The sequence below is a fragment of the Variovorax sp. BGA-UO-ETr-C22 genome (assembly GCF_059567965.1).
In genome coordinates this window covers 515022-527478 of record NZ_JCAQPA010000009.1, presented here as the reverse complement: position 1 = coordinate 527478, position 12457 = coordinate 515022, and the positions used below count along the sequence as shown (strand labels likewise).

The following is a 12457-nucleotide window of genomic DNA, read 5'->3' as shown; positions in this document are numbered from 1 at the left end:
CACCATGGCCTGGCTCGAAACCCTCATCAACGGCGTGCTGCTCGGCGGCCTCTATGCGCTCTTCGGCCTCGGGCTGGCGCTGGTCTTCGGCGTGATGCGCATGGTCAACCTCGCGCATGGCGAGTTCGTGGTGCTGGCGGCGTACTTCGCGGTCTTCCTGGCCACGCAGTTTCCCGGCGTGTCGCCGCTCTTCTTCATCGCGCCGGTGGCGCTGGCGGCCTTCGGCATGGGCTACCTGCTGCAGCGGCTGCTGCTGAACCGCGCGGTGGCCACCGACGATCCGCTCACGCCGGTGCTGGTCACCTTCGGCATCGCGGTGGTGCTGCGCAACCTGATGGTCGAGCTGTTCGGCGCCGACCCGCGCGCGCTGGACGGCGGCGCGCTGGCCACGGCGGGCTTCGAGATCGGCGGGCTGCGCATCGGCTGGTACCCGGTGCTGGTGCTGGTGCTCGCGGTGCTGGCCTTCGGCGCGCTGCAGTGGCTGCTGCAGCACTCGCGCTTCGGGCTGGTGGTGCGCGCCACCTCGGACCACCGCGAGATCGTGCGCACGATGGGCGTGCGCCCGCGCCATGTGTATGCGGTGGTGATGGGGCTGTCGCTGGCCTTCGCCTCGGTGGCGGGGCTGCTGCTGGCGCTGCGCACCTCGTTCACGCCCTTCTCGGGCGTGGAGCGGCTGCTGGGCGCGTTCGAGGTCGTGATCATCGGCGGCCTGGGCTCGTTCCGCTGGGCGCTGGTCGGCGGCATCGCGCTGGGCGTGGCGCAGCTGGTGGGCCAGCGGCTCGATTCCAACGCGGGCGCGCTGTACGCCCACCTGCTGTTCTTCGCGGTCCTGATGGTGCGCCCCAACGGCATCGCTGGCGCACGCACCTGAGATGACTTCGATGCGTCCTCCGTCCCTCGCCCCCTGGATCGGTTTCACCGCCGCGGCCCTTGCCATCGCCTTCGCGCCCACCGTGGCCGACGGCGGCCTGCTGCGCCTGCTCAGCGAGGTGCTGATCACGCTGGCCATGGCCCAGATGTGGAACCTGCTGGCCGGCTACACCGGGCTGGTATCGATGGGCCACCAGGCCTTTGCCGGCATCGGCGCCTACCTGCTGTTCGTGGCCTCCGACCGGCTGGGCATCCCGCCCTACTGGATGGTGCCGGTGGCGGGCCTGGGCGGCGCGCTGCTGGCCGCCGTGGTGGCGCCGCTGATGTTCCGCCTGCGCGATGCCTACTTCTCGATCGGCATGTGGGTGCTGGCCGAGATCGTGCGACTGCTGGTCGCCAAGTTCCCGCTGTTCGGCGGCGAATCGGGCGTGCCGCTGCAGGCGGTGCGGCTGGTGGAGGCCGAGACCTTCCAGCAGAACGCGTTCTGGATCTCGGGCGCCATCGGCCTGGCAGCGGTGGCCGGCGTGTACCTGCTGATGCGCTCGCCCTTCGGCCTGGGGCTGATGGCGGTGCGCGACAACGAACTGGCCGCCACCAGCATCGGCGTGAACGTGTGGCGCAACCGCTTCATCGCCTTCGTGCTGTCGGGGCTGGGCTTCGGGCTGGCCGGCGGGGCGCACTTCATGGGGACGATGTTCGTCTCGCCCGACTCGGCCTTCGACATCAACTGGGTGGTGACGGCGATGTTCATCGTGATCATCGGCGGCATCGGCACCATCGAGGGGCCGCTGATCGGCACCGTCATCTACTTCGGGCTGCGCGAGCTGTTCAACACCTGGTTCGCGATGTCGGGCGGCTGGTACCTGATCGCGATGGGCTGCATCGCCATTGCGGTCATGCTGCTGGCACCGCGCGGCCTTTGGGGGCTGGCGCGCGAACGCTGGGGCTGGCGCGGCCTGAGCGTGCAGCGCCATCCACCGCCGCGCGACGAGACCACCCTTTCTTCTCCCCTTCCTCCCTCCACCCAAGGACGCACCGCATGAAGACCACCGCCTTCTTTCACGACGAACGCACCTTCTGGCACGTGCCCGGCGGGCTGCATGCCCTGTTCCTGCCGGTGGGCGGCTGGGTGCAGCCCATGGCCGGCAGCGGCATGGCCGAGTCGCCCGACTCCAAGCGCCGCATCAAGTCGCTGATGGACGTGTCGGGCCTGAGCGCGCAGCTCGACGTGCTGAGCGCGCCGATGGCCAGCGAAGAAGACCTGCAGCGCGTGCACCCCGCCAGCTACCTGCAGAAGTTCAAGGCCGCCAGCGACGCCGGCGGCGGCGACCTGGGCGAGGTCGCGCCCTTCGGCCCGGGCAGCTACGAGATCGCGAAGCTCTCGAGTGGCCTGGCCATTGCCGCGATGGACAGCGTGCTGCAGGGCCGCCACCGCAACGCCTTTGCGCTCACACGCCCGCCGGGCCACCACTGCCTGCGCGAGCACAGCATGGGCTTTTGCCTGTTCAACAACATCGCGGTGGCCATCGAGACCATGAAGGCGCGCCACGGCCTGGGCCGCGTGGCCGTGATCGACTGGGACGTGCACCACGGCAACGGCACGCAGGAGATCTTCTACGACCGCCCCGACGTGCTCACGCTGTCGCTGTACCAGGAGAACTGCTTCCCGCCCGGCTACAGCGGCGCCGAAGACCGCGGCACGGGCGCGGGGCTGGGCTTCAACGTCAACATCCCGCTGCAGCCCGGCGGCGGGCACGCGGCCTACATGCATGCCTTCGAGCGCATCGTGACGCCGGTGATCGACCGCTACCGGCCCGAGCTGATCGTGGTGGCGAGCGGGCTGGACGCCAACGGCGTCGACCCGCTGGCGCGCATGCAGCTGCACCCCGAGTCGTTCCGCCAGATGATGCGGCAGGTCAACGCGCTGGCCGCCAAGCACTGCGACGGGCGCGTGGTGGTGGTGCACGAAGGCGGCTACTCGGAAGCCTGCGTGCCCTTCTGCGGACTGGCGGTGGTGGAAGAACTGTCGGGGCACCGCACCGAGGTGGAAGACCCGTTCAGCGACTTCTTCGGGCTGCAGCAACCGTCGGCGCGCTTCGATGCGTTCCAGCGTGAATTGATTGGCGAGATGGCGGCGTTGCACGGGCTCTGAGGCGGCGGCATGGACTAAGCTCGTCGCTGCCGGCCCGTGGCCGCGCGTCCTGCTTCACCGTCCATGCCCCGCTTCATCAACCGCCGCACCGTCGTCGTTCTCTCTGCCCTCGTCCTCGTCGCCTTGCTCGGCCTGTGGGCCGCGAACCGCTTCAACGTCAACCCGACGCATGCGCCCGGCGAGGTGATCGACCAGTTCGAGGGCGTGCCGGTGTACTACAACGGCGCCATCAACCACGTCGACGGCCGCAGCCTCGCGCCCGACGGCTACAACATCGGCCTGCGCTGGCAGTGCGTGGAGTTCGTCAAGCGCTACTACTACGAGCGGCACCAGCACCGCATGCCCGAGGCGCGCGGCCATGCCAAGGCCTTCTTCGACGCGGCTGTGGCGGACGGTGCGTTGAACGCCGCGCGCAACCTGGTGCAGCACCGCAACGGCGGCGCGAGTGCGCCGGCGGTGGGCGACATCGTGGTGTTCGCGCCGTGGCTCTTCAATCCCTACGGCCATGTGGCGATCGTGTCGCGCGTGGACGCCGACGCGGTCGAGATCGTGCAGCAGAACCCCGGGCCCTTCGGCACCTCGCGCGAACGCCTGCCGCTGGTACTCGCTGAAGGGCGCACGCAGCTGGGCACCGAGCGCGTGCTCGGGTGGCTGCGGCTGCCCGCCTCCTCCTCCAAATCCTGAATCGCGGTCTAATCACAGCCATGTGCCAATTGCTAGGGATGAACTGCAACACGCCGACCGACGTGACCTTCAGCTTCACGGGGTTCGCGCAGCGCGGTGGCCGCACCGACCACCATGCCGACGGCTGGGGCATCGCGTTCTTCGAGGACCGCGGGCTGCGCCACTTCGTCGACCACCAGCCCGCTTGCGAGTCGCCGGTGGCGGAGCTGATCCGGCGCTACCCGATTCAAAGCCGCAACGTCATCGCGCACATCCGCAAGGCGACGCAGGGCGAGGTCAACCTGCAGAACTGCCACCCCTTCGTGCGCGAGCTGTGGGGCCGCTACTGGGTGTTCGCCCACAACGGCGACCTGAAGGACTTCCGCCCGCGCCTGCACGGCAACTTCCACCCGGTGGGCAACACCGACAGCGAGCACGCCTTCTGCTGGATCATGCAGGAGCTGGCCAAGTCGCACGCGGGCGTGCCCAGCGTCGAGGAGCTCACGCTCACGCTGCGCGAACTGGCGCCGCAGCTCGCGGCGCACGGCACCTTCAACTTCATGCTGTCGAACGGGCAGGCGCTGTGGGCGCATGCCTCCACCAACCTCTGGTACGTGGAACGCCGCCACCCTTTCGTGACGGCGCAGCTGTCCGACGAAGACCTGGAAATCGACTTCGCCCAGCACACCACGCCCACCGACCGCGTGGCCGTGGTGGTGACGGCGCCGCTCACCACCAACGAGACGTGGACGCCCTTCACCTCGGGCGAGTTGCATGTGTTCGTGGACGGCCAACGGATGCCACGCTGAGGCCCAAAACTCAGTCTTTTGGCTGACACTTTTTTGCAACAGCGCAAGAAAGTATCGATGAGTGAGTGCAAACAATGAACAATAACTGTTCTCATTTGCATACGGTCGCTCTTTCATGCCCGCCTCTCCCTTCTTCCTCCGCCCGACCGTGGCCGCCTCGCTGCTGGCCCTTCACGCCCTGACGGCCCTGGCCCAGACGCCAGCCGCCGAACCGGCGGCTCCCGCCAGCGGCACGCTGAGCACCGTCACCGTCGAAGCCAGCGCCGACGCCTCGGCCGAAGGCCTGACCAAGCCCTTCGCGGGCGGGCAGGTGGCGCGCGGCGGGCGCGTGGGCATCCTGGGCAACCAGGACATGATGGATTCGCCTTTCTCCAGCACCAGCTACACGCACGAGCTGATCCAGAACCAGCAGGCCAAGAGCGTTGCCGACGTGCTGCAGAACGACCCGTCGGTGCGCGTGGCGCGCGGCTTCGGCAACTTCCAGGAGTCGTACTTCATTCGCGGCTTCGTGGTGAATTCGGACGACATCGCCTACAACGGCCTGTACGGCCTGCTGCCGCGCCAGTACATCTCGTCGGAGCTGTTCGAGCGCGTCGAGGTGCTGCGCGGCGCAAGCGCGTTCCTGAACGGCGCCACGCCCACGGGCGGCGGCATCGGCGGCAACATCAACCTGCTGCCCAAGCGCGCACCGAACGACCCGCTGACGCAGGTCACGCTCGGCACGGCCAGCGGCTCGCAAAGCTATGTGTCGACCGACATCGCACGCCGCTTCGGGCCCGACCAGAACCTGGGCGTGCGCCTGAACGCGGCGCACCGCGACGGCGGCACCGGCGTGAACGCCGAGCAGGTGAAGCTCGACGTGGCCTCGGTCGGCTTCGACTGGCGCAGCCGCAACGCGCGCATCTCGGCGGACCTCGGCCACCAGGAACACCGCCTCTCGCGCACGCGCCCGAACGTGACGCTCGGCGCCGGCGTGACGCGCGTGCCGTCGGCCCCCGACAACCAGCTCAACTACGCGCAGCCCTGGACCTACTCCAACGAGCGCGACACCTTCGGCTCGCTGCGCGGCGAATACGACATCACCGACAGCGTGACGGCCTGGGTCGCCGGTGGCGCGCGCAAGAGCCATGAAGGCAACTCGCTCGCCGGCCTCACGCTCACGAACAACCTCGGCGCGGGCAACATGTCGCGCTTCGAGAACCAGCGCCAGGACAACACCCGCACGGCCGAAGCCGGCGTGCGCGGCAAGTTCACGACCGGTCCGGTGAACCACACGGTGGTGGCCTCGTACTCGTACTACCAGCTCAAGGAGAAGAACGCCTACAAGTGGGACTTCTTCAACAACCTGAAGAGCAACCTGTACGCGCCCGTCGGCTACCCGATCCCGGCCTACACGGCGAGCGCGTTCCGCGGCAACGACATGGACAACCCCGCGCTGCTGACGCAGACGCGCCTGAGCAGCCTGGCGATCGGCGACACGCTGTCGTTCCTGGACGACCGCGCGCAGCTCACGCTCGGTGTGCGGCGCCAGAAGCTGGAGAGCACCGACTTCGCCTACGACACCGGCAAGCCCACCGCGTACGAGAAGAGCCGCACCAGCCCGATGGCCGGCTTCGTGTTCAAGCTGCAGCCGCAGGTGTCGCTGTACGCGAACTACATCGAGGGCCTGAGCAAGGGCGACACCGCACCCACGGTGTCGACCGGCGGCGCCGTGCGCAACGCGGGCACGCAGCTGTCGCCCTATGTGTCGAAACAGAAAGAGATCGGCATCAAGTTCGACGGCGGCCGCATCGGCGGCGGCCTGGCCTTCTTCACGACCGACAAGCCGCGCGCGCTCGTCAACAGCGCCGGCTACTACGTGGCCGAAGGCCGCGACCGCCACCAAGGCCTGGAGCTGACCGCCTTCGGCGAAGCGGCCAAGGGCGTGCGCCTGATGGGCGGCATCACCTTCCTGGACGCCAAGCAGCGCGCCACGGGCGACGCCACGACCGACGGCCGCCGCGTCATCGGCATCGCGAAGACGCAAGGCACCCTGGGCGTGGAATGGGACGTGCCGGGCGTGCGCGGCCTGTCGCTGGACGGCCGCGTGGTGGCCACGGGCCCGAGCTACGCCGACGCCGCCAACACGCTGCGCGTGCCCGGCTGGACGCGCTTCGATGTCGGCGCGCGCTACCTCACCGAGGTGGCCGGCAAGCTGGTGACGCTGCGCGCGCGCATCGACAACCTGACCAACCGGAACTACTGGGCCTCGGTGGGCGGCTACCCGAACAACGGCTACCTGGTGCTCGGTGCGCCGCGCACCTTCACGCTGTCGGCGTCGGTCGACTTCTGATCAGGCCGAGGCCAGGTGCGCCTCGAGCGCATCGACGAACATCTTCGGCACGTCGAAGCCGGTCTGCTCGGTGATTTCCTGAAAGCAGGTCGGGCTGGTCACGTTGATCTCGGTGACCGAGTCGCCGATCACGTCGAGCCCGATCAGGAGCAGCCCGCGCGGCGCGAGCACCTTGCCGATCGCTTCGGCGATCTCGCGGTTGCGCGCCGTGAGCGGCTGGGCCACGCCCTTGCCGCCGGCCGCGAGGTTGCCGCGCACCTCGGTGCCCTGCGGAATGCGCGCCAGCACGAAGGGCGCCGGCTCGCCCGCGATGATCAGGATGCGCTTGTCGCCCTGCGTCACCTCGGGCACGAAGCGCTGCACCATGATGGTTTCGGCGCCGTCCTTGTTGAGCGTCTCCACGATGGAGCCGAGGTTCAGCGCGTCCTGCTTGACGCGGAAGATGCCCATGCCGCCCATGCCGTCGAGCGGCTTGAGGATGATGTCGCCGTGCTCGGCATGGAAGTCGCGCACGGCCTGCGCGCTGCGCGTGACCAGCGTGGGCGTGACGAACTGCGGAAACTCCATGATCGCGAGCTTCTCGGGGTGGTCGCGCAGCGCGCGCGGCGAGTTGACCACCTTCGCGCCCTCGCGCTCGGCCTGCTGCAGCAGGTGCGTCGAGTAGATGTACTCGGCGTCGAAGGGCGGGTCCTTGCGCATGAGCACCGCGTCGAAGTCCTTCAGCGCCTTCGACTCGATGATGTCGACGCGGTACCAGTCCTTCGGGTCACCCGTCAGCGTGATCTGCTGCACCACCGCCGAGACGCGCCCGCCGGAGGTCCACTGGATGTCCTGCGGCAGGCAGGCCGCGATGCGGTGGCCGCGGCGCTGGGCCTCGCGCATCATCGAGAAGGTCGTGTCCTTGTAGATCTTGAAGTGATCGAGCGGGTCGGCGACGAAGAGGATGTTTTTCATCAGGCGTTCTTTCCGGCGCCGGGAGCGGCGGCTGTGGAGGGAGTTTCTGGCGGCATGTTGCCGGAAGCGGCGATGTCCTTGCCGGCGGGGGCTTTTTCAATGGGCAGCTGCACCCGTGCGCGGCCGACCTGCTGCACCGCCAGCGCCACCGCGCCGGCCACCACGCCCCAGAAGGCGGAGCCGATGCCGGCCAGCGTCACGCCCGAGAGCGTGACCAGGAAGGTGATGAGCGCGGCCTCGCGGTGCGCCTCGTCGCGCACCGCTGCCGCCAGCCCGCCGCCGATGGTGCCCAGCAGCGCCAACCCGGCGATGGCCGCGACCAGCTCCTTGGGAAAGGCCGTGAGCAGGCCCGTGACGGCCGCGCCAAACAGGCCGATCACCACGTAGATGGCGCCGCAGCTCACGGCCGCCGTGTAGCGCCGCGCCGGGTCTTCGTGCGCCTCGCGGCCCATGCACATGGCGGCCGTGATGGCGCTGAGGTTGAGCGCGAAGGCGCCGAAGGGCGCGAGCACCAGCGTGGCGAGGCCACTGATCGTGATGAGCTTGCTGACCGGCAGGTCGCTGTAGCCGCTGGCGCGGATCGCCGCCACGCCGGGCAGGTTCTGCGAGGCCATGGTCACGACGAACAGCGGCAGCGCCAGGCTCACGATGGCTTGCCAGGTGAACACCGGCACCGTGAACACCGGCCAGGTGAGCGAGAAGTGCACGGCCGACCACGCCAGCTCGCCGCGCGCGGCCGTGAAGGCGATGGCCACCAGCAGCGTGAGCGGCACCGCATAGCGCGGCAGCAGGCGCTTGCCCACGAGGTAGGTGCCGAGCATCAGCAGCACCAGCGGCAGCGCGGTCTGCGCCGCCGTGAAGGCCGAAATGCCGAAGCGCGCGAGCACGCCGGCCAGCAACGCCGAGGCGATGGCCATCGGGATCTTGTTCATCACGCGCTCGAACCAGCCCGTGGCGCCCGCGAGCACGATCAGCACCGCGCAGACGATGAAGGCGCCCACCGCCTCGCCCATGCCGTAGCCCGCGCCGGCCACGGCCAGCACGGCCGCGCCGGGGGTGCTCCAGGCAATCATGACGGGCTTGCGCCACCACAGCGAGGGCAGCGCCGAAGCCAGCCCCATGCCGATGCCCAGCGCCCACATCCACGAGGCCGCCATCTCGGGCGTGGCGCCGAAGGCCTGGGCGGCCTGGAACACGATGGCCACCGAACTCGTGAAGCCCACGAGCACGGCGACGAAGCCCGCGGTGAAGGCCGAAAGGCTCAGGTCCTTGAAGAATCGCATGCCGCGATTCTGCCGGGGCGCGCGGCCTGGCGCCGCGGGCCTCAGATCTCGATCTTCGAGCCCAGCTCGACGACCGCGTTGTTGGGCAGGCCCAGGAAGGCCGCCGCGCCGCTCGCGTTGTGGTGCATCTGCGCGAACAGCTTCTCGCGCCACGGCGCCATGCCGCTGCCCAGCGTGGGGATCACGACGTCGCGCGAGAGGAAGTAGCTGGTCGTCATCGGCTCGAGCTGGCAGCCGCGCATGCGCGCGTTGTCGAGCGCGCGCGGCAGGTCGATGTCGTTCTTGAAGCCGTAGTGCACGATCACCTGCCAGCAGTGGTTGCCCAGCGCCTCGATCTCGATGCGCTTGTCCATCGGAATCCAGGGCACCTCGTGGTTGCGCACGGTGACGAACATGTTCTGCTCGTGCAGCACCTTGTTGTGCTTGAGGTTGTGCAGCAGCGCGTTGGGCACCACGCCCGGTTCGGCCGTGAGGAACACGGCCGTGCCGTCGACGCGCGCGGGCGGGCTCATGAACACCGAGCCGAGGAAGGACTTCAGGTCGATCGCGTCGGCGTGCTGCGCCTCGCCCATGAGGCGGCGGCCTTCCTTCCAGGTGACCATCAGCGTGAACACGGCACCGCCGATCAAGAGCGGGAACCAGCCGCCTTCGAACAGCTTGAGCAGGTTCGAGGCGAAGAACAGGAAGTCGACCACGAAGAAGATCGCGGTCGAGGCGATGCACAGCGCCAGCGGCAGCTTCCACGCGTAGCGGATCACGAAGAAGGTCAGGATCGTGGTGATCAGCATGTCGGTGGTCACGGCGATGCCGTAGGCCGCGGCCAGGCTGCTCGAGGTGCGGAACATCACGACCGCCATCACGATGGCCACGAACAGGCCCCAGTTGACCAGCGGAATGTAGATCTGGCCGGCCGTGCGCACGCTGGTGTGCTCGATGTTCAGGCGCGGCAGGTAGCCCAGCTGGATCACCTGGCGCGTGACGCTGAAGGCGCCGGTGATGAGCGCCTGCGAGGCGATCACCGTCGAGAGCGTGGCCAGCAGCACCAGCGGAATGAGCGCCCATTCAGGCGCCATCATGAAGAACGGGTTCTTCACGGCCTCGGGGTTCTCCAGCAGCAGCGCGCCCTGGCCCAGGTAGTTGAGCGTGAGCGCCGGCATGACGACCGAGAACCACGCGATGCGGATCGGCTTCTTGCCGAAGTGGCCCAGGTCGGCGTACAGCGCCTCGGCACCGGTCACGCACAGCACCATCGCGCCCAGCAGGATGAAGCTGGTGCCCGGGTTGTCCCAGATGAACTTCAGCGCATACCAGGGGCTCAGCGCCTTGATGATCTCGGGGTGGTGCGCGATCTGCCACACGCCCAGCACGGCGATGGCCGCGAACCATGCCAGCGTGACGGGGCCGAAGAACTTGCCGATGCCCGCCGTGCCGCGCTTTTGCACCGCGAACAGGCAGAACAGCACGACCAGCGTGATCGGGATCACGTAGTGCTTGAAGTGCGGCGACACCACCTCCAGGCCCTCGACCGCCGAGAGCACCGAGATGGCCGGCGTGATCACGCCGTCGCCGTAGAACAGCGAGGTGCCGAAGATGCCGACGATCAGGAGCAGCTGGCGCAGCCTGGGCTTGTCGGCCACCGCCTGGGAGGCCAGCGCGAGCATCGCGACTAGGCCGCCCTCGCCTTCGTTGTCGGCGCGCAGCACGAGCACGACGTACTTGATCGAGACGATGACCGTGAGAGTCCAGAAGAACATCGACAGGATGCCGTAGACGTTCTCCACGGTGAACGGCACATGGCCGTGACCGAAGACTTCCTTGACCGCATAGAGAACGCTGGTGCCGATGTCGCCATAGACGACGCCGATGGCGCCGACGATGAGGCCGGCAGAGATGTTTTTGGGGGCTGACACGGGGGTCGATGGGAAAAGGTTGGCTCGCAATGATCGACGCGTCAGTCACGCCGGGGTGCCGCGGCCGTACCGCGCATCCCTCCGCCCTTTTGGTTCCGTTGCTGTGGGGCCGCTATTTTGCCGTTGCCCGCCGACGCCGCAACCCGCCCCCGCCGCTCATTCGTAGATTTCGGCGTCCGGGTCGGTCGCTTCCATCTCGTAACTGGCCGCGACCATGGCCAAACGGCCCACCACGCCATACATGTAAAAACGGTTGGGGGCGCTGGCGCCGGGCTTGGCGCCCGGCTGTGGCAGCTGCGCGCTTTCCGAGAAGGCCAGCGGCACGTAGCTGGCGCCCGGCTGCTTGAGGTTCTCATCGGCGGCGCGCTCGGCGTGCACGCGGTAGAAACCGCCCACCACGTAGCGGTCCATCATGTAGACCACCGGCTCGGCCACGCCGTTGTGCACGCGCTCGTTGGTCAGCACGCCTTCCTGCACGATCAGCTCGGTGGGCTCGCGCAGGTCGCGCCCGGCGCTGGTCTTGGCGGGCGACGAGGTGGCGGTGCGCGACTTGCCGATCAGCGCCTCGACCTCCTTCGCGTCGCGCACGGTCACGACGCCCGGGCTGCCGCTGCCGCTGTGGCCGCCCTTGACGACCACGAAGGGCTTCTCGTTGATGCCGTATTCCTTGTACTTGCGGCGCACCTTGGTGAGCACCGCGTCGACATGGCTGGTGAGCACGTCGATGCCGCGGCCCTCGGCCACGTCGACGCCTTCGGCGCGCGCGTAGATCGGGTTGATCAGCCAGGGGTCGATGCCCAGCAGCTTGCCGAAGCGCTTGCACAGCTCTTCGTAGCTGTGCAGGTGGTTGCTCTTGCGGCGCACCGACCAGCCCGCGTGCAGCGGCGGCAGCAGGTACTGCTCGTGCAGGTCTTCGAGGATGCCAGGCGTTCCCGCAGAAAGCTCGTTGTTGAGCAAAATTGTGCAGGGATCGAAGTTCTTCAGGCCCAGGCGGCGCTTGGAACGCACCACCGGTTCGAGCGTCACGGTCTCGCCGTTGGGCAGCTCGATCTTCTTGGGCGACTTGATGGCCGGATCGATCGAGCCGATGCGCACATTGAGGCCCGCCATGTGGAAGATGCGCACCAGTTGCGCGACGTTGGCGAGATAAAAGGTGTTTTTCGAGTGGTTTTCAGGAATGACGAGCAGGTTGCGCGCCTCCGGACAGATCTTCTCGATGGCCGCCTGCGCGGCCTGCACCGCCAGCGGCAGCATTTCCTTGGTGAGGTTGTTCCAGCCACCGGGGAACAGGTTGGTGTCGACCGGAGCGAGCTTGAAGCCCGCGTTGCGGATGTCGACGGCGCTGTAGAACGGCGGCGTGTGCTCCATCCACTCGAGGCGGAACCAGCGCTCGATGGCGGGCATCGAGTCGAGCACCCGCTGCTCCAGTTCGTTGATCGGGCCGGTCAGGGCAGTGACGAGATGCGGAACCATGCAGCGGCCTT

Annotated in this window: 10 protein-coding genes; 6 read left to right on the top strand and 4 right to left on the bottom strand. The window is 68.3% G+C overall.

Annotation, left to right across the window (positions count from 1 at the left end):
- Positions 1-4 precede the first annotated feature (4 nt).
- From AC57B8_RS11975 to AC57B8_RS11950, 6 genes are all read left to right on the top strand, one after another.
- Complete coding sequence (locus AC57B8_RS11975; protein ID WP_062477701.1) at positions 5-871, top strand: branched-chain amino acid ABC transporter permease; 867 nt, start codon at positions 5-7, stop codon at positions 869-871.
- Positions 872-881: 10 nt separating this feature from the next.
- Complete coding sequence (locus tag AC57B8_RS11970) at positions 882-1913, top strand: branched-chain amino acid ABC transporter permease (protein WP_496479710.1); 1032 nt, start codon at positions 882-884, stop codon at positions 1911-1913.
- Positions 1910-3022: a class II histone deacetylase gene (locus AC57B8_RS11965; RefSeq protein WP_496479709.1), complete on the top strand. Its 1113-nt coding sequence runs from the start codon at positions 1910-1912 to the stop codon at positions 3020-3022. The genes AC57B8_RS11970 and AC57B8_RS11965 overlap by 4 nt, the downstream gene beginning before the upstream one ends.
- A gap of 63 nt (positions 3023-3085) precedes the next feature.
- Positions 3086-3706, top strand: coding sequence for a CHAP domain-containing protein (locus AC57B8_RS11960; protein WP_496479708.1), 621 nt, complete (start codon positions 3086-3088; stop codon positions 3704-3706).
- A gap of 20 nt (positions 3707-3726) precedes the next feature.
- The gene (locus tag AC57B8_RS11955) at positions 3727-4494 is read left to right on the top strand and encodes a class II glutamine amidotransferase (protein WP_056584331.1); all 768 of its coding nucleotides are present in this window, start codon (positions 3727-3729) and stop codon (positions 4492-4494) included.
- 115 nt (positions 4495-4609) lie between these two features.
- Positions 4610-6826 (top strand): TonB-dependent receptor, encoded by a 2217-nt coding sequence (locus tag AC57B8_RS11950; RefSeq protein ID WP_496479707.1) that lies wholly within the window; start codon positions 4610-4612, stop codon positions 6824-6826.
- Here AC57B8_RS11950 and gshB read toward each other — a convergent pair whose 3' ends face one another.
- The 4 genes from gshB to gshA form a co-directional block, all read right to left on the bottom strand.
- Entirely contained in the window at positions 6827-7780 is a 954-nt protein-coding gene (gene gshB / locus AC57B8_RS11945; protein WP_496479706.1) for a glutathione synthase, read from the bottom strand. It lies immediately after the preceding gene.
- A complete protein-coding gene (locus AC57B8_RS11940) occupies positions 7780-9063 on the bottom strand; it encodes a benzoate/H(+) symporter BenE family transporter (RefSeq protein WP_496479705.1) in 1284 nt (427 codons plus the stop codon). The genes gshB and AC57B8_RS11940 overlap by 1 nt, the downstream gene beginning before the upstream one ends.
- A 41-nt stretch (positions 9064-9104) precedes the next feature.
- Positions 9105-10973, bottom strand: a complete 1869-nt coding sequence (locus AC57B8_RS11935; protein WP_062477721.1) for a potassium transporter Kup — start codon at positions 10971-10973, stop codon at positions 9105-9107.
- 156 nt (positions 10974-11129) lie between these two features.
- Positions 11130-12446 carry a glutamate--cysteine ligase gene (gshA, locus tag AC57B8_RS11930; protein ID WP_062477724.1) on the bottom strand — a complete coding sequence of 439 codons (1317 nt, stop codon included), beginning with the start codon at positions 12444-12446 and terminating at the stop codon, positions 11130-11132.
- Positions 12447-12457 lie beyond the last annotated feature (11 nt).